Here is an 18,792-nt window from a genome sequence, read left to right as displayed (position 1 = left end):
ACTATATTGCACGGCTTCATTACCAATGGTCATGCTAGATGCGATTGCACTCGCCCTCCATGTCCGAACTGCACGCCTTCGTGACGGCGGCACGCCTGGGCAGCTTCACCCGTGCCGCGGAGGTCCTGTGTGTCACCCAGGGCGCCGTCAGCCGGGCCATCTCGCGCCTGGAAGCGCATTTCGGCCAACCGCTGATGCATCGCAACGCCCATGGCCTGACCCTGACCGAAACCGGGCGCCGCCTGTACGACGGCGCGCAGGGCCCATTGCAGGAAATCGAAGCGCTCAGCGCCGGATTGCGCGCCAACGACCGCCGCCTGCGCCTGACGCTGTCCACGGTGCCGACGCTGGCCAGCGCCTGGCTGGTGCCACGCCTGTCCGACTTTCACGCGCGCCATCCCGATATCCAGCTAGGCTTCGCGGCCTATCGCCGCAACGAGGATTTTTCGGGCGCGACGCCCGACGCCAGCATCCTGTCCGGCATGCCGGAGCAATGGCCGGGTTGGCAGGCGGACTATGTGATCGGACGGGAAATGGTCGTGATCTGCCACCCCGGCCGGCTGGCGGCGCGACGCGCGCAAGGGCTCTGGGACACGCCCGCGGGCCTGCTCGGGGAGCCGTTGCTGTATCACTCGAACGGCGTGGACAACTGGGTGCAATGGCTGAGCGCCGCCGGCGTGCCGCGCGCCTCGGTCCAACTGGCCAATGGCTTTGACCAGGTTTCCATCCTGGTCCGCGCCGTCATGGCCGACATGGGCATCGCCGTCCTGCAGCGCTGCCTGGTCCGCGACGACCTGCAGGCCGGACGCGTGGCGGCTCCGTTTCCCGACCTGCCCATCCGCATCGCCCGCGGCTACCACTTGTGCGCCCCGGCCCAGCGCCGCGACCATTACGCACTGGCCTGCTTCCGCCAGTGGCTGCTGGAAACCGCCGGGCGCGACCCGGACGTGTTGGCCGCCGGCCCGGACTGAAAGCGCGCCAGCGCGAAACATGCGGTTTCGCGCGGCGGCGGTCAATTATTACCAAACGAAAACGGGCTCCTGCTGAGGAGCCCGTTCGCATGACGCGGCGGAATGCTCAAGGCGCGAGCTTGAACCCCAGGTCCACGCCCCACTTGTCGGTCTCGCGCAGCCATTTCGCCCCGCAACTCAGGCAGCGGAAATGATCTTCACGGCTTTCCTCACGGCCCTTCTGTGTCGGATTGGTAAAGCCTTGATGCCCCAGATGGGCATGCGGCGCAACGCCAGCGAGCCCAGGGTTAATGCGTTGGCAAGCCAGGCACATAACGCTCATTGATGCTTCCCTACAAACATAGTAACCAAATTGTAAGGGATTTCACCAATACTTTTCTATCGATATGTGACGGTAAATCCAAAAATAATTGTTAACGCCACAATTAAACAACGGTCGGCATGGCGGACAGGCAGGTCGCCAGGTGGTACGGCGAGGTCGAAGGCATGTCCGTGCGCACCACCGCCCCTTGCGCATCCAGGCATTCGTGCCAGCCCCCCGGGTGCAGGAAGCGCGCGCGGAACAAGGCCAAGCCGGCCCCCAGCGCAGGCAGGTCGCCCAGCACGCCGAGCACCCGCAGATACTCGGTCTGAGCCCAGATCCGGCGCGTGTCGTCGATGACGGCGCCGGACTCGTCCAGCGCGGCCACCACCCCGCCCGCATCCACGCCTCGGCGGCGCGACCAGCGCACGGCGCGCGGCAGCGATTCCGCCAGGTCCAGGCCGTCGAACACCTCGGCCGAGCCATGCACCAGCGACAGCCATTCGAACTGATGCCCGGGCTCCAGCCGGTTGCCGGCCGTGCCTTGCCGCGCTTCCGAAATGCATTGCGAGGCCGCGTGCACGAAGAATTGGCTGATGCCTTGCGCCAGGCCGCGCAGGCGCTGCGCGTACAGCGCGGGCTCCGCGACCTGGGCCGCCGCCAGATACGCCTCGGTCAGATGCATCATGGGATTCTGCGCGGGCGCGCGCAGCGGCTGGCTCAGGTCGGCGCTGAGCGCGGCGTGATACAGCCCATCGGCGGTCTTGAAACGCGCCTCGATGGTCGAGGACGTGGCCAGCATGAGTTTGCGCGCATCCGCGTTGCGGCTGCGGCGGAAATAGGCCGCGCAAGCCAGCACGATAAAGGCATGGGTGTACAGGTCCTGAGTTTCGTCCAGCGGACGCGCCTCGGCATCCACGCTGTAGCGCCAACCGCCATGAACCTCGTCGCGGAACACGCGCCGCAGCGATTCGAACAGCAGATCGGCATGCGCGCCAGCGGCGACGCCCGGCGCTTCTGAAAATACGTAGAGCTGGCGCGCGCAAGCCATGGCGCGGTAGCGCTCAACCGGCAGCGCAGTGCCGGTGGCCGCGTCCAGCGATTCAAAAGGCAGACCGAGCGCGCCATTGAAACCCTGCCCCATCCAGAGGGGCAGGACCACGGAATCAAAATGGTGGCGTAATGCGCGGATGTGTTCCGCAAGTGAAGAGTTGGTCTGTGCGGCAGTCATCTTGGAACGGCGCATACCCAATAAGGGCCCCAGATTTTGGAGCAGCAACGATAACCGAAATTTTCGCCGCAAACCGTTGAGTATTCTCCGAAGCGTCATGCTCACACAGACCGGTCCCGTCAATCAGCTCCGTCCAGGGCGTAGCGCCCTATCGGAAGATGTTTTCCTCTACCCAGTTCTGCGCGAATACTTCCGCGCGATCGCGTGCTTCGTCCAACGAAGCGCAGTTGCCCAAGTGGGAAAACGCGGCATCCACTTCGGTGCCGCCCTCGGCCGTAACCGTCAGCAGTACGCCATATCCGCCGGTATCCATGGCCGCTGTGGAAACGTCGATCAGAACTTCCTGGTCACGATGCTGCATGTGCTACCTCCCAGTCGGTTACCTAAACGCGTGAACCACGCGTGACGTTGCGGGAGCAGGATTCCCGCGCAAATGAATAGACCTGCAAACGTCACGCAAGTTCATCTTACTGGCGACTCGACGCCCGCGATACGTCGAAAAGCAGCCAAATCGCGCATTCCGTCTCAGGAAATTCCCGTAGCGCCCCGGAATACTCGCGAAGCTGCGACATACTGCGAAAACATTCGCAAATTGTGTGGGATTTTCGTAAGTCAAACGATCAAGACGCAGCGAAACGCGGCACGCGGGCCTGCGCCGCGGCGCCTGTCGACATTATCGGATTCTGCAGCCGGCGCGCTGCGCCGCGCTATCGCAAATGGATCGCGCCGGGCTCTTCCATGCGCAGGGAGAGCTTGCCCTTGTCGGTGATGAGCCAGCGGCCGTCGGCGCCGGCTTCAATGCAACGCAACGTCTCCAGCGCCTGCGCCACGTGCGCGGGCACTTCAGTCTGGGCAGCGCCGGGCTCGCCATTGTCGGCCACGACGCGCAGCCAATGTCCCAACTCGCCTTTCTCGAAACGGTGCAATGCCATGCGGTGATTCTCTCTTGAATACCCAACGATAGCATGTTGCCAGGCCCGTCCTGGCGACCGGTAAAGAACGTTAGGCCAGCAGCCCGGGCAGCGATGACGCCAGCAGCGCCACGCCCGAGACGGTGAGCAGGCCCAGCACGATGCGGCGGAACGCCAGGTCGCTGATGCCCACATACACGCGCGTGCCCCACAAGGTCGGCACCAGCATCGCCGGCAAGATCACCGCGAACAGCGGCAGCATGTCGCGCGTGACCACGCCGGTGTAGATGTAGCTCGCCATCGTCACGACCAGCATCGACAGATTGAAGTTCTGGATCACCGCGCGCTGCACGTCGCGGTCGAAGCGGCGCAAGGTGCACCACAGGGTGGGAATGACGCCGGTGAATCCGCCAATGCCGCCCATGACGCCGCCCATCGCGCCCACCACGCCGTCGGCGAATCGTCCGCCTGCGGTGACGGGCGGCAAGCGCGTCGCGAACAACATGACAGGACACCAGACCGCCAGCAGTCCGCCGACCAGCGCCTTGAACATCAGCGGATCCAGGTACGGCAACAGCTTGACGCCCAGCGGAATGCCCAGCAGTCCGCCCGCCACGAAAGGCAGCAGCCGCGCCGTTGCAAAACCGCGGCGCACACTGAACGCGGCCAGCAGTTGTCCGGTCAGCGAGCCGAACACCACCATGGCGGCGGCGAGCTTCGGATCTATCGTCCAGGCCCAGAACGACATGGCCACCATGCCAAAGCCGAAGCCCGACAGGCCCTGCACGAAACCGGCGGCCATGGCGCCCGCCGCGACCAGCACATATAAGGAATCCATATCCGCCGCACGCCCGCAAGAGTAGCCGGAACCGGTCCCGGCGCACGACATTCTAGAACGCGCGGATGCTCCGTCCCGTGGCTGGGCGCGCTTGCATGGACTACGGCTACGAGGGGCGCAGCGCCAGCGGCCGCTTCAGGCGCGTCGCCGCGGCCGAGGCCGCCACGCTGGCGCCGATCAGGGCCAGGCCCAGCGCAAGGTCGGCCGAGATGCGCTCCTGGAACACCAGAGACGACACGATCAGCCCGATCACCGGCACGCAGAGCATGGCGATCGACGTCGCCACCGGCGGCATCTTCTGCGTCATGCCCAGCACCACGATGAAGGTCAGCGCGGTGGCCAGCGGGCCGGTGTACAGGATCACGGGCCATGCTTGCGGCTCGGCCAGAAAGACGGGTGCGCCATCCCGCAGCCATGCCAGTGCGGCCAGCGGCAGCGCCGCGATGGCGGTCTGCCAGGGAATCATGTCCGCGCCCAGGCGGATATGCCGGTTGCCGCGCAGCTGGATGATGTTGCAGGCCCAGGCGAAGGAGGCGCCCAGCAGCATCGCCAGCCCGATCACCGTGTGCGCCTGCCAGGGGCTGAACGCGGGCGCGACGATGACGACGATGCCGGCATAGCTCAAAGCCGTCGCCAGCCATTGCGCCATCGACAGGCGTTCCTTCAGGATCAGCGAGGACAGCGGAATGACCCAGATGGAAGTGGCATAGGCGATCACCGACGCGCGCCCCGGCGCCACGTATTGCAGGGCCCACAGCGCCAGCGCGGTGAACGCGCCCATCTGCAGCAGCGCCACGCCCGCCACCAGCGGCCATTCCTGCCGCGTGGGCAGGCGCAGGCGGCCCAGCATGCCCAGCACCAGCGCGCTGATCAGCGCGGCCGAGCCGAAGCGGCTGGCGGCCAGCCAGAGCGGGCTCATGTGCGTCAGCCCCAGCTTCATGACGGGCCAGTTGCCGCCCCAGATGGCTACCGCGCCGACCAGCGGCAAAAACCTGCCCAATGTGCTCTGCTGACTCATTACTGCCCGATCTACCGCTTGGATATTCCGTGTTTTGGCCTGATTGCCAAACGAAGGAATAGTCTATAGGGTAAACCCGAGCATATTCGACCGCATTCGATCGCATTACCCGTCATACTCAGCACGGATGGATTGCCGAATGACCATAACTGGGTGACTTATGCCGGAAATCAACCTGGATGCCACTGACATCCGTATCCTCAACGAACTCCAGCGCGATGCGCGGCTGACCAATGTCGAGCTCGCCGCGCGCGTGAACCTGTCCGCCTCGCCCTGTCTGGCGCGGGTGCGCCGGCTCGAAACCGAAGGCCTGATCGACCGCCGCGTCACGCTGTTGAACGCCCGCAAGCTGGGCCTGAAGGTCAACGTGTTCATCCAGATATCGCTGGACAAGCAGCGCAAGGCGGCGCTGGACGTGTTCGAACGCGAGATCGCCGTCCTGCCGGAAATCATGGAGTGCTACCTGATGTCAGGCGACGCCGACTACCTGATCCGCGCGCTGGTGCCGGACGTGGATGCGCTGGAGCGGCTGATCGTCGAACACATCACCCGCATCCCCGGCGTGGCCAGCATCCGCTCCAGCTTTGCGTTGAAGCAGGTGCTCTACACCACCGCGGTCCCGCTCGCGTGAAGCACCGCGGCAACTTGCAGGATCCCCCGCGCCCCTCCACAATGAAGGCGCCACGCGGGCTGCGCGCCCGCGCCGGCGCCCCTCCCATCGCCTAGCAAGGAGAACACCATGCCTGAAACCGAATGGTTCCCCGGCGGCACGCTACCCGATCGTCAGGGCTACTTCGAAGTGGAATTCGAAACCGGTGAAACCGAAATCACACGCTACGGCATGCTCGGCTGGGAACCCGAGCAGGACCGCGGCCCCATCAAGCGCTGGCGCGGCCTGGACCCGGCCATCGAAGCTGCCGAGATGCAGCGCGAGAGCGCGGTGCGCAACAACGGCGACTCCCTGATGGGCTGAAACGCTGACGACGCGTAAAAACAAAAACGCCGCGGAGAACATCCGCGGCGTTTTGCTTTGCCGGCAGGCTCAAAGATCCAGCTTGGAGATCTTGGTGCCGGCCAAGGATACGCCCGCCATCAGGCCGCCGTTGTTCATCACGAAACCGACGATGGGCTGCTGCGCCGTATTCGTGTCGATGCGGCCGTTCGCACCCACATTGACGACCGCGACCGTGGCATCGGCGCCCACGGTCCAGCCGCTGCTGTTGCGGAACTTGTTCAGCGCCTCGTCCGTCATGAACAGCAGCACCATCGCCTTGGACTGCGCGCCGGCCTGGAAGCCGACCGAACCCGCCGTGGTGCTGTAGTAGCCGGCAGTGGAACCACCCACGCGCAACACTCCCTTGCCATGCTCGGCGCCGATGATGAAGCTACCGCTCAGCACGTCGGGAAAAATCAGCACGCCGCGGGCACGCGCGACCAGCTCCCTGGACTGGGGCGAAGCTTGATAAAGCTTGCCCAGCGTGGCCTCGGCCGCGCTGTTCAGGGACTGGCGCTGTTCAGTGGCGGTAGCGGAGGATTTGGGACTGGTAGTGGTGCAGCCCGTGAACATCAGGCCGGCTACACCGATCGCCGCGGCAGCCAGGCCGGCGCGACGCAAGACAGGAAAAGTATCAAACATGGAACTCTCCTTTTTGTTGTCACCCTCTACCACTGTACCGGGCAAATCGGCCAGCGCAAAGCACACGATTGTGTGAAAAGAAACAAAACCTGCCTGCACGCCCAATCCCTGCTACAGGATCCCGTAGCGCGGTTCGCCGGTGGATTCGTCCACCGACACGATGCCGGACAGCACCAGTTCGGCATGGCGTCTCGCAATCCCCGGATCCTCGAAGGTGACGAAGCGCGGCAACGACCAGCGCCGCTCCAGTTCGCCCTCCGCCTTCCGGCACACGGCAACCTCGATCGCCAGCACGCCTGTGTCCAGCCGGATGACCTGGCATTCCACTTCGAACCCATCGATATGACGCTGTGGCCACGCGCCCATTCCTCGCTCCTGAAAGAGGTTTTCCCGGCCGCAATATGCCAAAAATATTGGACCTTGAAAAGCAATGTTTTCAAGGAGTTATGACGTACTAGTATGGCTAGTGCGAACGCATCTTGAAGTCCGCGAAAATGGCTACCGGCCGCTCCATTCCGGGACCTTTGCCGCGGGCCTCGGACTGCTGTTTTCAGCCGCGCGGCGGACGTATCCATTGCGCGTCCCACAAGCCTTCGCCGCGCTCGAGCGCCGCGCCCAATGCCTGTTTGCTGCGCTGCGCCACCGCCGCGAGCAAGGCATTGCAAACCGAGAATGCCGCCGTATAAGAATCGAAAGGCGAGGCGCTGGAACTGCGCGCGACCAGCACGTGGTGAGCGGAGGCGGCGGCGGGCGCCGACGCGGAGTCGGTGACCAGGATCACCTTGCCGCCGCGTTGCCGGAAGTACTGCACCGCTTTGGCTGCGGCGACTGAATAGCGTCTGAACGTAAACGCCAGCAGCACATCGGCCTCGTCGATCCAGAGCAGTTGGTCCTCCAGGAACAGAGGGCCGGCGGCGACCATGGGCTTCACCGACGGCAGGCACAGGTTCAAGTAGAGCGCCACATGGCTGGCCAGCGGCGCGGCCTGGCGCAGTCCCAGCACATGCACCCGCCCTTTGCGTTGGGTCAGCAGCCGCACCGCCGCCTCGAAGGCCGCCACGTCGATCGACGCGTAGGTCTCCTTCAGGTTGTGCTGGTCATGCAGCAAGGCGTTGTGCAGACAGGCGCGCGGTGTAGGTTTGTCTGCGCCCACCACGCCCGCGCGTTCGCCGGGCGAGGCCAGGCGCGCCGTCACTTCCGCGCGCGCCTCCATCTGCGCCTGCGCATAGCTTTCGTAGCCCAACTTGGCCAGCAAGCGCACCACGGTGGAGGCGCTGGTGCCGACCTGCCTGGCCAGCGCCGTCGCCGATTCCAGCAGGCTTTGCGGATAGCGCGCCTGCATTTCCTCAACCAGCACTTGTTCGCTCTTGCTGAGCTTGCGGCCGTAGCCGGCGATACGTTGATGCAGATTCATGCTTGCCCGGGTCCTAGGTGATAACCCCAAATTTCACAACACACATTGCATCTTATATTGCAGCTTGCAATCTTCATTGCAAATTAGACCAAACCCGCAGTCATCACCCGAGAATTCCATGAAGCATCACCCCCAGGGGCCGTCCTTGGCCCGCCGCAGCCTGGTCCTGGCCGGCCTGGGCGCCACCCTGCTGCCGTTGGCCGCACGCGCCAACGCCTATCCCTCGCGCCCCATCACGCTGGTCGTCCCCTTTCCTGCGGGCGGCTCCGTCGACCTGATCGGCCGGCTGTACGCGGACGCGTTGGGCAAGGCGCTGGGTACCAGCGTCATCATCGAAAACCGCGACGGCGCCGGCGGCGCCATCGGCAGCAAGCGCGTGGCGCGCGCCGCGCCTGACGGCTACACGCTGGTCGCGTCCTCGCAAAGCTCGCATCTGGCCAACCCGTTGATGCGCAATGATCTCGGCTATGACCCGATCAAGGACTTCGTTTCCATCTCGCAGCTGTCGCGCACACCCAATGTGCTGGTGACCAATGCCGCCGTGCCAGCGCGCAACCTGGCCGAATTCGTCGCGCTGCTGAAGGCGCGCCCCGATCAGCTGCACTACGCCACCGCGGGCATCGGCAGCATGGGCCAGCTCAACGCCGAACTGCTGAAGAACACCTTGCAGCTGCAGGCCGTGCACGTGCCCTACCGTGGCGGCGCACCGCTGATCAACGCCCTGCTCTCCGACCAGGCGCAGTTCGCGCTGGACAACCTCGCGCCCTTCCTGCCGCACATCCAGGTCGGCAAGATGCGCGCGCTGGCGGTGGCCGCACCCAAGCGCCTGGACTCCCTGCCCGACGTGCCGACCTTCGAGGAACTCGGCTACCCCGTGCTCAACTCCATGTCGTGGATCGGCCTGGCTGCGCCCGCCGGCACGCCGCCCGACATCGTGCAGAAGCTGCTGGCGGCCGTGCGCACCGCCGCCACCGAGGACGGCATGCCGCAATCCCTGGAAAAGGCCGGCGCGCTGCCGCCCGAAAACCAGACGCCGCAGCAGTTCACCGCCATGATGTCCGAGCGCCTGGCGTTGTACAAAGACCTGATCGACCGCGCCGGCATCCGTCCTGAATAGGCCAGACCCTCATGAAAAATCCCGCCTTCGAACCCGACACCGCTCCCCTGGAAGTCCTGCCGCGCGACCTTGCGGCCTACCGCGAGGGCAATGTCGGCATTCCCTATGTGCACCGCTTCGAGTCGGGCCGTCCCGGCCCGCACGTGCTGATCAACGCCATCACGCATGGCAACGAAATCTGCGGCATGGTCGCTGCGACCCATCTGCTGGACAGCGGCGTGCGCCCCAAGATCGGCACGCTCACCGTCAGCTTCGCCCACGTCGAAGCCTATGAAGCCTTCGATATCGAGAACCCCTACGAGAATCGCCAGCTCGTCCATAACCTGAACCGCATCTGGTCGGCCGCCATGCTGGACGGCCCGGAAGACAGCCCCGAACTGCGCCGCGCCCGCGAACTGCGCCCGGTGCTCGACGCCGCGGACTTCGTGCTGGACATCCACTCCACCCGCGCGCCCGTGCAGCCCTTCTGGGTCTACACGGAAATGGACCGCAACACGGCGCTGGCCAGCGCCGTCGGCGCGCCACAGGTGCACCTGGTGATGCCGCCCGACCTCTTCCCCGGCACAGGGGTCATGGGCTACGGCCGCCATGGCGATCCGCACTCCGACAGCAGCGGCTCGCTGGTGGTCGAATGCGGCCAGCATTTCGCGCAATCCGCCGCCGAGCTGGCCACGGACGTCACGCTGCGCTTCCTGGCGCACACGGGCCTGATCGACATGCCCGCCGGCACGCCGCCCCCGCCCGCGCCACAGCGCTACCGCCTGCTCGAAGTGCATATGGTGAAGTCCGAAGACTTCAGCTTCACGCGTCCGGTGATCGGCTTCGAAACCTTTGCCAAGGGCGAGCTGATCGCCATGAACGGCACCGAGGAAATCCGTTCGCCCTGCGACGACTGCACCATCTTCATGCCCACGCGCATGCCCATCGTGGGCCGCGAAGCGGTGTACCTGACCGTGGCGATCTGATCGCGACGCAAGCGCCCGTTCCGAACTCCGTCAAAGGTCCGGAATGAGGTGCTCATGCAGGCATACATACACGAGGCGCCGAAGCTCAGCCAACTTCAAGACGCATCAGGCGCCGCCAGGGTGCCTTCCATGACCACCACGGCCTCGCCCGCCACGCCCGCCCACACGCCGTCAGCGCGCGGTTCGGCATGGGCCAGCAGCACGCTGGCGCGCCCCATGTCCACGCCCTGCTCCACCCGCAGGCGCAATACGCCATCGCCGCGCAAGGCCGCGCGCAACGCCGTCATGGCCGCCGTCGCGCTGCCGGTCGCAGGGTCTTCGGTCATGCGTCCGGTAAACATGCGGGCCTGGATGTCGGCGCGTGCGGCCGCCGGGTCCACACCCGTGTCGGTGGTGTAGGCATAGATGGACTTTGCGCCGTCCAGCGGCAGCAGGGCCGCGTAGCCTGCCGGGTCGGGCATGGCCCGGCGCAAGGCGTCGCGGCTGGCCACCTGCACCACCAGGAAGATCAGGCCGACCGACGCCACCTGCGGCGCATGCGCCGAGGTCTCGATGTCCGCGGGCTCCAGGCTCAAGGCCCGCGCGACCGCGGCGGCTGGCGCCTCGCTGGCGCGCGACAGCGGTTGCGGCGCAAGCAGCTCGGCGCCGGCCACGCCGCTTGCGCCCGCCCGCAGCGCAATGCGCACCAGTCCGGCCTCCTCTTCGAACACGAAGGCATCCGGCACGGTCAGGCCCGACGCGGCCATTTCGCGCGCCAGCACCACGGCCGTGCCTACATTCGGATGCCCCGCGAACGGCACTTCGCGATCAGGCGTGAAGATGCGGACCCAGGCCGTATGCGCGCGGTCTCGCGGCGGCAGCACGAAGCTGGTTTCGGAATAGTTGAACTCGCGCGCGATGCGCTGCATCTGCGCCGCGCTCAAGCCCTGCGCGTCGAACACGACCGCCAAGGGATTGCCGCCATATGCATGGCTGGTGAACACATCGGCGGTGACATAGCGGTAGCGCATGGAACGTCCTTTCAAGCCGCGCGGACGGCGCGGCGACCAGACTAGTGTGCGGGGCCGATGGACTGGCCGCCAGACACAGAGGCGGAGAATCTCGACCGTAACAGCGGGCGGATTTGGCATAGACTAGCTGGCCCAGCCCGGCATTTTTTTCGGTTCATCCCCGCCGCAGCCGGCGCACGACGATTTGCGCACACCAGGAACCCACCCTATGTCCACGGTACGCACCTACTTCCAGGACCGCCTGCCTGCTGGCGAACTTGACCGGTTGACGCAGGCCCAAGAACCGTTCTTTCTTGAGAACATCCCCGACATCGAAGAAACCGTGGCGGCAATGCAGACGCTCTGCCACGATCACGGGCTGAGCGTCCAGGTACTCAAGCAACCCTACAACAGCGGCATCACGGGGTGGGATCTGGCGAGTTTGCTTCCCGCCTGGTTCGGCGGCCTGGCTCTTGGCCTCTTTGCCGCCACCACGCTGGGCAGGCGGCGTACGGACGTCACCCTCAAGCTGCGCAGCAACAGCTTGCTCGAAGTATGTTTTTCCCGGACCGCGCCCCGCCCCGGCACCGCCTTGCCTTGATCTGCGCCGCGCCGCGCCAGCCTGTCCTGCCTCAAAGTACCGGACACTCAGGCCTAGTACAATGTCCCATATATGGGGACGACAAAAATGAAAGACAGTGCAAGCCCCGCAGGGGCGCTTACCGTCGAAGCAGCGGTAGGTCTGGCGGAAAACTGGGCCCGCGCGCATCACGCGGACGCCGAGCGAAGCAGGAAATTCGCCACCCAGTGGCATCGGGACACCAGCCCTGACAACCGGCAAGGCGATGTGCTCCTCAGGGATCTCGCCTTCTTTTTCCAAGCAGCATCCAATGACGCCGCTTACTGGCGGTCGGTCGGCGACTTCACCGAGGAAGCCACCGGCCCCTGGGGAATCCAGGCGCTGAAAGCATTGGCTGGCTTGAATGTCATCGGCCTGGCGACAGCCATCATCCTGTTTGCGGCACGCGACAGCTCAGCCTTCACGGCAGGCGCGTTGAGCGCCTGCGCCTTGTTCCTGGCGGGGCTGCTGCTGGCCTATCCGGCGCTACGGCTCACCGGCATTTCCCGCTCCACGGCAAATGCCGCGTCGGCGATACAGAGCCGCGAAGCTGGTGCCGCATCCACCTGGGAACAATTGCGCTCGGCCAATGACGGCAACCCCAACGTCGGCCGCCAGGAACGCAAGATCGCCTTGCGCCTGGCGGCCATCATGGCCGCCACGGCCACGGCAGGCTGTGCGCTGCTGATCGCGACGGTGTGGGTCTAGCGGGCAGCCATGCCGGCGCGGCGTCCGCTACCGACGGCGGGGCGGCGCCTCGCTCGCCGCGTCTGCCTGAGCATCGAAGGCCGCCCTGGCCACGTCGATGTCGGCAATATGTTTACTGGCCCAGCATCCCAACGCGGTCACGGGTTCGGTGAGCGAGCGTCCAAGCGGCGTCAGCGCATATTCCACATGCGGCGGCATCACTGAATAGACCGTGCGCTTGACGAGGCCGTCACGCTCCAGTCCACGCAGGCAAAGCGTCAGCATCCGCTGTGAGATGCCATTGATGGTGCGCTTGATTTCGGTGAAACGACGCGGACCATCAGACAGAATCATGATGATGAGCACGCTCCATTTTTCACCGATGCGCGCCAGCACCTGACTGATTTTTTGGCAGTCATGCTCGTGCAAAGCGTGGAGCTTTTCAGTCACATTCATAATACCGGGTTCTCCTGATGTGCCGTATTGTGCACGACCTGGACCATAGTTACATTGCTAGCCTCAGTCACAATCTTATACCGAGGCTACCCGCAATGAAGCCATCCCGCAGCAGCGCCGACCAGCCGCAAGCCCAGTCCAAAACCCTCAAGTACGTTTCCCGGGGGCTGCGCATCCTGGCCGCCGTCGTGTTCCTTGCGGCGGCCGCCGCCAAACTGTCGGGTGCGCCGGAAATGGTTCAGGCATTCGACCACATCGGCCTTGGACAGTGGTTCCGCATCGCTACCGGCATCGTCGAAGTGATCGGCGGGATTGCGGTCCTCATCCCCGCGACAGCCTTCCCCGGCGGACTGCTGTTAAGCGCCACCATGGTCGGCGCCGTGCTGGCCCATTCATTTTTGATCGAGGGCAGCCCGGTTCCAGCGTTGATCCTGCTGCTCATCACGGCTGCGATCGCCTGGCTGCATCGTCCTGGCGGCCAAGCCACAAGCACCGGCCCGTCGCCGGTCATGCCACCGGCGTAACCGCCCTCCCCGTCGTGAAAAACGACACCAGATTCCGTATTGCCAGTTCCGCCATCTGGCGGCGCGTCTCATGCGTGGCGCTGCCGATATGGGGCGCCAGGATCACATTGGGCATGTGCCGCAGCGGACTCTCGCCCAGCGGCTCGCTTTCGAACACGTCGAGCGCGGCGCCCTGAATGATGCCGTTGGCCAGCGCATGGCACAGGTCGGCCTCCTTGATGACCGAGCCGCGGGCGACGTTGACGACCAGGCCTTCGGGCCCCAGCGCCCGCAGCACGGTCGCGTCAACGAGGTGGCGCGTGGCCTCGCCTCCAGGGCATGACAGGATCAGCACGTCCACGTCGCGGGCCATGGCCGGCAGTGAATCGAAGTGCCGCCATGGCACGTCCTGGCGCGTGCGGCCGAAATAGCTGAGGTCCACTTCAAACGGCGCGAGCCGTTGCACGATCTCTTTGCCTATGCGCCCCAGGCCGACGATGCCGACCCGCTTGCCCGCCAGGCTCGTCCCCAGCGGAAAAGGCGAGGCCTGCCACGCCCCGGTGCGCACAAAACCGTCGGCTGCGGGCAGACGGCGCAGCAAGGCGAGCAACAGCCCCACCGCCAACTCCGCCACGGCCTTGTTCAACACGTCCGGGGTGTTGGTCACGACGATGTTCTTCGAGCGCGCGTGGTCCAGCGCGATGCCGTCGTAGCCCACGCCATTGGTGGCGACAATGCGCAAGCCCGGCAGACGATCCATGAGCCCGGCGGGAATCCGGTAGTTCGAGCGCGTAACGATGCCGCCAATCGCGGCCACCAGCGCCGGATCGTTTTGCAGCGCCTCTTCCTCGATCAAGGTAAACACCGAACGGAACTGCGCTTCCACCGACTCGGGAAAAACCCCTATCTTGAGCAAGGGAGGAAACTTGCCGCCCCGATCCTCAGGGCTACTTTCTGCTGCCTGGCGTGCTGCGGCCAGTTCATGCTCCATCATGGATTTCAACCTCGACGCTATAACATACGGGGAATTGGCGCGATAAGCCTGCAACCATCGCGGCCGGGTTCGTAGCAGTTCGTGCGATCTTCAACCTGAAGTTTCTCCTTTCAGGGCAATAGCCCATCGCATCATGGACATCAAGTGCATGCAGAGCTTCGTCGCGGTCGTCGAGGCAGGTTCATTCGCCGAAGCCGCGCGCAAGCTCGATCTGACCTCGGCCGCCATTGCCGCGCGCATCAAGGCGCTGGAAATGGATCTGGGCGTGGCGCTGGTAAAGCGCTCGGGACGTTCCGTCAGGCCAACCGAAAGCGGCATGCGCATCCTCGAAGGCACCAAGGCGGCCATCCGCAACCTCCGCGATCTGCGCGCCATGGCCATCGACGGCAACCAGCCGGGCGAGTTCCGCATCGGCTGTTTCGTGTCCGCGCTCACGAACGTGCTGCCTCCCATCCTCAAGTCCCTGTACCGCAGGCATCCGGATGCGTCGGTGTTCGTCACACCGGGCGGTTCCATAGACCTGTGCGGCAAGGTGGTCAACGGCGAACTCGACGCCGCCATCGTGGTGGAGCCGCAGTTCGCCGTGCCCAAGAGCTGTCTGTGGCAGCCGTTCATGGAAGAGCCACTGGTCGTGGTGGCCCCGTCCCATCTTGCGGACCAGGACGCCCACACGCTGCTGTCGACCCAACCCTTCATACGCTATGACCGGAACATCTACGGCGGCCAACTGGCTGACCGCTATCTGCGCGACCACCAGATCTGGCCCAAGCAGCGCCTGGAAATCGACGGCCTGCTCGCCATCGTCGCCCTGGTGCACGAGGGCCTGGGCGTGGCGCTGATTCCGGACTGGTCCTCCATGTGGAAGTCGCTCGACGTGGCGCGCATCCCGCTGCCCAACCGCGCGCCAGTGCGCAGGAACGGCTTGATCTGGAACACCCGCGGCCATCATGCCAAGATGGCCGCGTCGATTTCCCAGGATGCCCGGACCATCTTCGGCAACATGGAAGCACGCCGGGCAAAGCCGTAGCCCTACTTGGACTTGCCCGGCACGCCGCGCAAGAAGTCGAAATCGACGCCCTTGTCGGCCTGGGTCACCGTATCGAGGAACAGCTTCTTGTAGCCGCGCTCGGCCGTGGGCGGCGTGACCGGCTGCTCGCGGCGGCGGCGTTCCAGCTCTTCCGCCGATACCAGCAGCGAAATTTCCCGCTGGCTCACGCTCAGGCGTATGCGGTCGCCGTTCCTGACGTAGGCCAGCGGCCCGCCTATGGCCGCTTCCGGCGTGACGTGCAGCACGATAGTGCCGAAAGCGGTACCGCTCATGCGGCCGTCCGAGATCCGGATGATGTCCTTCACGCCCTGCGACGCCAGCTTCTTGGGGATCGGGATATAGCCCGCCTCCGGCATGCCGGGCGCGCCCTTGGGGCCAATGTTCTTCAGCACCAGGATGTCCTGCGGCGTGACGTCCAGATCGGCGGCATCGATGCGGCTCGCCAGGTCCTCGGCGTTCTCGAACACCACCGCGCGCCCTTCATGCTCCATCAACCCGGCATTGGCGGACGACTGCTTGATGATGGCGCCTTCGGGAGCCAGATTGCCGGACAGCACGGCAATGCCGCCCTGCGGATAGATCGGGTTCTGCCGCGTCCTGACCACGCTTTGCGCAAAGCCCGGCCCCGAGCGCTCGATCTCCTCGCCCAACGTTCTGCCGGTCACGGTCAACGCGTCCAGCTTCAACAGGGGCTTGAGTTCGCGCAGCAACGTGGCCATGCCGCCGGCCTTGTGGAAGTCTTCCATGTAGTGCTGGCCGGACGGCTTCAGGTCCACCAGCACGGGCGTCTCGCGCCCCATGCGGTCCAGCGCCTGCAAGTCCAGGTCCAGGCCCAGCCGGCCGGCGATGGCGGTGAGATGGATGATGCCGTTGGTGGACCCGCCGATGGCCAACAGCACGCGCATGGCGTTCTCGAAGGAATCCTCGGTCAGTATCTTCGAGACGGACAGGCGTTGTCTGGCGATCTCGACCGCTTGCGCGCCCGTAAGCTCGGCGATGCGCATCCGGTCCGCCGTGACCGCCGGCGGCGTGGCGCCGCCGGGTACGGTCATGCCCAGCGCTTCGGCGATACAGGCCATGGTGCTTGCCGTGCCCATGACCGAACAGGTACCCACGCTGGCAACGAGCTGGTTGTTGACGTCGGCGATCTCCTGATCGTCGATTTCATCGGCGCGGTACTTGCCCCAGTACCTCCGGCAATCCGTGCATGCCCCCACCCGCTCGGACCGGTGCGAGCCCGTCAGCATCGATCCGGTCACCAACTGGATCGCCGGTATATCCGCCGACGCGGCGCCCATGAGCTGGGCGGGCACGGTCTTGTCGCATCCGCCGATGAGCACCACCGCGTCCATGGGCTGCGCGCGTATCAGTTCCTCGGTGTCCATGGACATGAGGTTGCGCAGGTACATGCTGGTGGGAAAGGAAAAGCTCTCGTGGATGGAGATGGTCGGGAAATCCATCGGCAGCCCGCCCGCGAACATGATGCCGCGCTTGACGGCCTCCAGCAGCTGCGGCGCATTGCCGTGGCAGGGGTTGTAGGCGCTGCCCGTGTTGGCGATGCCGATCACCGGCCGGTCCAGCGCGCCGTCCGTATAGCCCGCGCCCTTGATGAAGGCCTTGCGCAGGAACAGCGAGAATCCGCTGTCGCCGTAGCTGGTGAGACCCTTGCGCAGGCCGCCGGCCTGGTCCTGCGATGATCCGGTGTTTTTCTTGCTCATCTTGTTCTAGCTGCTTCCAGTTAATTCACGGTGATGCCGCCGTCGCGGATGACCTTGGCCCACTGTTCGATTTCCGCGTTCAGGCGCGCCTTGGAGGCTTCGACATCGAGCGCGTCGGCATAAACGCCTTGCTGCAACAGCTGGGCCTTGGCATCGTCCTTGGCCAGCGCCGTGGTCAGCGCCTTGTTGAGCTTGGCGACGATGGGAGCCGGCGTGCCCGCCGGCGCCATCACGCCAAAGAGCGAACTGACGTTAAAGCCGCTGAAACCCTGTTCCTCGGCGGTGGGAATGTCCGGCAGCATCGAGACGCGTTGGGGCGTAAGCACGGCCAGCGGACGCAACTGGCCGGACTTGATGAAGGAGATCGCGGCGGGAACCGTCTCCGTCATGGTCTCGACCTGGCCGCCGACCAGGTCCGTCATGGCCGGGCCGCTGCCGCGGTAAGCCACGTGCTCGATCTTGACGCCCGCGATCTGCTTGAACAGTTCCATGGCCATGCGTTGGGGCGCGCCGGCGCCCGACGAGGCGAAGTTGAGTTTGCCGGGATTTGCCTTCGCGTAGCTCACCAGCTCGGCCAGCGATTTGATCGGCAGCTTGGGATTGACCACGGCCACCAGCGGCACGAAGCCGACCACGCCGACAGGCGCGAAGTCCTTGCGCAGATCGTACGGGATCGTGTCCTTCTCCAGGGTCGCCATGACCGAGTGCGAGGTCAGCGCTCCCATCAGCAAGGTATAGCCATCGGGCTGGGCGCGCGCCACTTCGGCTGCGCCGATATTGCCGCCTGCGCCGCCCCGGTTCTCGATCACGACCTGGCCGCCGATCTCTTCGCTCAGGCGCTGGCCCACGATGCGCCCGATCACGTCGGTCGCGCCTCCCGGCGGATACGGAATGATCAGGCGGATGGGCTTGCTGGGATAGCTGTCGGCAGCCTGTGCGGAAGCAGGGCCAGGAATGGCGAACGCGGCGGCCGCGATGAAGGCGGCCGCAACGATGTTGATGCGCTTGCGCGCGGCGTGCTTACAGAACATTTTTGTCTCCCGATGCGTTCTTATGGCTTGAAAGCTCTAGACGCATGTTCGCAAACTCTCGCCTGCGAAAAGAGAAAAAAATTTATGTTCTGTCAAAAAAATCCGTGAGAGTCACAGGACTTCCGGATGAGGAAAATCCGGACCGCACTTCGGTTTTGTGAGGTAGGGTTCTTGAGTCGCCGGCGTCCGGACTGAGGGATTCCGATGCTCGCCCCGGTGGGGCTGCGCTTCGGATCCCTCCGCCCGGCCACCGGCTCACGGCATCTGCCCATGAACGGGGTCCGAAACCAACGCATTAGGCGACTGCCAGCCGAGGACCCCGGAGCCATCCGAAGCGCAGCCCCA

General features: G+C 65.1%; 23 protein-coding genes. 9 read left to right on the top strand and 14 right to left on the bottom strand.

Annotation, left to right across the window (positions count from 1 at the left end; genetic code table 11):
- Nucleotides 1-38: 38 nt before the first annotated feature.
- Complete coding sequence (locus IPU70_RS25400) at nucleotides 39-971, top strand: LysR substrate-binding domain-containing protein (RefSeq protein ID WP_207471641.1); 933 nt, start codon at nucleotides 39-41, stop codon at nucleotides 969-971.
- 106 nt (nucleotides 972-1,077) lie between these two features.
- On the opposite strand, the gene IPU70_RS33105 is transcribed toward IPU70_RS25400, so the two are convergent.
- The 6 genes from IPU70_RS33105 to IPU70_RS25375 form a co-directional block, all read right to left on the bottom strand.
- Nucleotides 1,078-1,293, bottom strand: coding sequence for a hypothetical protein (locus IPU70_RS33105; protein WP_013392952.1), 216 nt, complete (start codon nucleotides 1,291-1,293; stop codon nucleotides 1,078-1,080).
- A gap of 103 nt (nucleotides 1,294-1,396) precedes the next feature.
- Nucleotides 1,397-2,503: an AGE family epimerase/isomerase gene (locus IPU70_RS25395; RefSeq protein WP_207471639.1), complete on the bottom strand. Its 1,107-nt coding sequence runs from the start codon at nucleotides 2,501-2,503 to the stop codon at nucleotides 1,397-1,399.
- Nucleotides 2,504-2,651: 148 nt separating this feature from the next.
- Nucleotides 2,652-2,864 (bottom strand): hypothetical protein, encoded by a 213-nt coding sequence (locus IPU70_RS25390; RefSeq protein WP_008159938.1) that lies wholly within the window; start codon nucleotides 2,862-2,864, stop codon nucleotides 2,652-2,654.
- Nucleotides 2,865-3,210: 346 nt separating this feature from the next.
- Complete coding sequence (locus IPU70_RS25385) at nucleotides 3,211-3,435, bottom strand: hypothetical protein (protein WP_013392950.1); 225 nt, start codon at nucleotides 3,433-3,435, stop codon at nucleotides 3,211-3,213.
- Nucleotides 3,436-3,505: 70 nt separating this feature from the next.
- Complete coding sequence (locus IPU70_RS25380) at nucleotides 3,506-4,252, bottom strand: sulfite exporter TauE/SafE family protein (RefSeq protein WP_207471637.1); 747 nt, start codon at nucleotides 4,250-4,252, stop codon at nucleotides 3,506-3,508.
- Nucleotides 4,253-4,358: 106 nt separating this feature from the next.
- Nucleotides 4,359-5,270 (bottom strand): DMT family transporter, encoded by a 912-nt coding sequence (locus tag IPU70_RS25375; RefSeq protein ID WP_207471635.1) that lies wholly within the window; start codon nucleotides 5,268-5,270, stop codon nucleotides 4,359-4,361.
- 160 nt (nucleotides 5,271-5,430) lie between these two features.
- Between IPU70_RS25375 and IPU70_RS25370 the strand changes: the two genes are divergently transcribed.
- Nucleotides 5,431-5,901 carry an Lrp/AsnC family transcriptional regulator gene (locus IPU70_RS25370; protein WP_006226939.1) on the top strand — a complete coding sequence of 157 codons (471 nt, stop codon included), beginning with the start codon at nucleotides 5,431-5,433 and terminating at the stop codon, nucleotides 5,899-5,901.
- 108 nt (nucleotides 5,902-6,009) lie between these two features.
- Nucleotides 6,010-6,243 carry a hypothetical protein gene (locus IPU70_RS25365; RefSeq protein ID WP_207471633.1) on the top strand — a complete coding sequence of 78 codons (234 nt, stop codon included), beginning with the start codon at nucleotides 6,010-6,012 and terminating at the stop codon, nucleotides 6,241-6,243.
- A gap of 69 nt (nucleotides 6,244-6,312) precedes the next feature.
- Here the strand turns inward: IPU70_RS25365 and IPU70_RS25360 are convergent, their stop codons facing one another.
- The 3 genes from IPU70_RS25360 to IPU70_RS25350 all read right to left on the bottom strand — a co-directional run bounded on the left by IPU70_RS25360 (nucleotide 6,313) and on the right by IPU70_RS25350 (nucleotide 8,320).
- Nucleotides 6,313-6,906 carry a YSC84-related protein gene (locus IPU70_RS25360; RefSeq protein ID WP_207471631.1) on the bottom strand — a complete coding sequence of 198 codons (594 nt, stop codon included), beginning with the start codon at nucleotides 6,904-6,906 and terminating at the stop codon, nucleotides 6,313-6,315.
- A gap of 111 nt (nucleotides 6,907-7,017) precedes the next feature.
- A complete protein-coding gene (locus IPU70_RS25355; RefSeq protein WP_013392945.1) occupies nucleotides 7,018-7,272 on the bottom strand; it encodes a hypothetical protein in 255 nt (84 codons plus the stop codon).
- 184 nt (nucleotides 7,273-7,456) lie between these two features.
- Nucleotides 7,457-8,320 (bottom strand): MurR/RpiR family transcriptional regulator, encoded by an 864-nt coding sequence (locus tag IPU70_RS25350; protein ID WP_207471630.1) that lies wholly within the window; start codon nucleotides 8,318-8,320, stop codon nucleotides 7,457-7,459.
- Between the two features lie 118 nt (nucleotides 8,321-8,438).
- Between IPU70_RS25350 and IPU70_RS25345 the strand changes: the two genes are divergently transcribed.
- Both IPU70_RS25345 and IPU70_RS25340 read left to right on the top strand, forming a co-directional pair.
- The gene (locus tag IPU70_RS25345; RefSeq protein ID WP_207471629.1) at nucleotides 8,439-9,437 is read left to right on the top strand and encodes a tripartite tricarboxylate transporter substrate binding protein; all 999 of its coding nucleotides are present in this window, start codon (nucleotides 8,439-8,441) and stop codon (nucleotides 9,435-9,437) included.
- Between the two features lie 11 nt (nucleotides 9,438-9,448).
- On the top strand, nucleotides 9,449-10,402 hold the full coding sequence (locus IPU70_RS25340; protein WP_207471628.1) for a succinylglutamate desuccinylase/aspartoacylase family protein: 954 nt from the start codon (nucleotides 9,449-9,451) through the stop codon (nucleotides 10,400-10,402).
- A gap of 95 nt (nucleotides 10,403-10,497) precedes the next feature.
- Here the strand turns inward: IPU70_RS25340 and IPU70_RS25335 are convergent, their stop codons facing one another.
- Nucleotides 10,498-11,412, bottom strand: a complete 915-nt coding sequence (locus tag IPU70_RS25335; RefSeq protein ID WP_207471622.1) for a PhzF family phenazine biosynthesis protein — start codon at nucleotides 11,410-11,412, stop codon at nucleotides 10,498-10,500.
- Between the two features lie 208 nt (nucleotides 11,413-11,620).
- Between IPU70_RS25335 and IPU70_RS25330 the strand changes: the two genes are divergently transcribed.
- Together IPU70_RS25330 and IPU70_RS25325 are read left to right on the top strand one after the other, a co-directional pair.
- Entirely contained in the window at nucleotides 11,621-11,992 is a 372-nt protein-coding gene (locus IPU70_RS25330; protein ID WP_013392939.1) for a hypothetical protein, read from the top strand.
- An 87-nt stretch (nucleotides 11,993-12,079) separates the two neighbouring features.
- Nucleotides 12,080-12,718: a hypothetical protein gene (locus tag IPU70_RS25325; RefSeq protein ID WP_207471621.1), complete on the top strand. Its 639-nt coding sequence runs from the start codon at nucleotides 12,080-12,082 to the stop codon at nucleotides 12,716-12,718.
- 27 nt (nucleotides 12,719-12,745) lie between these two features.
- Here IPU70_RS25325 and IPU70_RS25320 read toward each other — a convergent pair whose 3' ends face one another.
- Nucleotides 12,746-13,153: a helix-turn-helix domain-containing protein gene (locus IPU70_RS25320; RefSeq protein WP_207471618.1), complete on the bottom strand. Its 408-nt coding sequence runs from the start codon at nucleotides 13,151-13,153 to the stop codon at nucleotides 12,746-12,748.
- Nucleotides 13,154-13,248: 95 nt separating this feature from the next.
- Here IPU70_RS25320 and IPU70_RS25315 point away from each other — a divergent pair, with 95 nt between their 5' ends.
- On the top strand, nucleotides 13,249-13,677 hold the full coding sequence (locus IPU70_RS25315; protein ID WP_207471616.1) for a DoxX family protein: 429 nt from the start codon (nucleotides 13,249-13,251) through the stop codon (nucleotides 13,675-13,677).
- Here IPU70_RS25315 and IPU70_RS25310 read toward each other — a convergent pair.
- Complete coding sequence (locus IPU70_RS25310; RefSeq protein ID WP_207471613.1) at nucleotides 13,661-14,650, bottom strand: 2-hydroxyacid dehydrogenase; 990 nt, start codon at nucleotides 14,648-14,650, stop codon at nucleotides 13,661-13,663. The two genes, IPU70_RS25315 and IPU70_RS25310, sit on opposite strands and share 17 nt — an antisense overlap.
- Before the next feature lie 133 nt (nucleotides 14,651-14,783).
- Between IPU70_RS25310 and IPU70_RS25305 the strand changes: the two genes are divergently transcribed.
- A complete protein-coding gene (locus IPU70_RS25305; RefSeq protein ID WP_207471612.1) occupies nucleotides 14,784-15,677 on the top strand; it encodes a LysR family transcriptional regulator in 894 nt (297 codons plus the stop codon).
- A gap of 2 nt (nucleotides 15,678-15,679) precedes the next feature.
- Here IPU70_RS25305 and IPU70_RS25300 read toward each other — a convergent pair whose 3' ends face one another.
- Nucleotides 15,680-17,416, bottom strand: a complete 1,737-nt coding sequence (locus IPU70_RS25300; RefSeq protein WP_207471610.1) for an IlvD/Edd family dehydratase — start codon at nucleotides 17,414-17,416, stop codon at nucleotides 15,680-15,682.
- A 20-nt stretch (nucleotides 17,417-17,436) separates the two neighbouring features.
- On the bottom strand, nucleotides 17,437-18,447 hold the full coding sequence (locus IPU70_RS25295; protein ID WP_207471608.1) for a tripartite tricarboxylate transporter substrate binding protein: 1,011 nt from the start codon (nucleotides 18,445-18,447) through the stop codon (nucleotides 17,437-17,439).
- Between the last annotated feature and the right edge of the window lie 345 nt (nucleotides 18,448-18,792).

It is taken from the genome of Achromobacter sp. SD115, from assembly GCF_017355315.1.
Classification (GTDB): domain Bacteria; phylum Pseudomonadota; class Gammaproteobacteria; order Burkholderiales; family Burkholderiaceae_B; genus Achromobacter; species Achromobacter xylosoxidans_B.
This window is presented reverse-complemented; position numbering and strand designations above follow the sequence as displayed.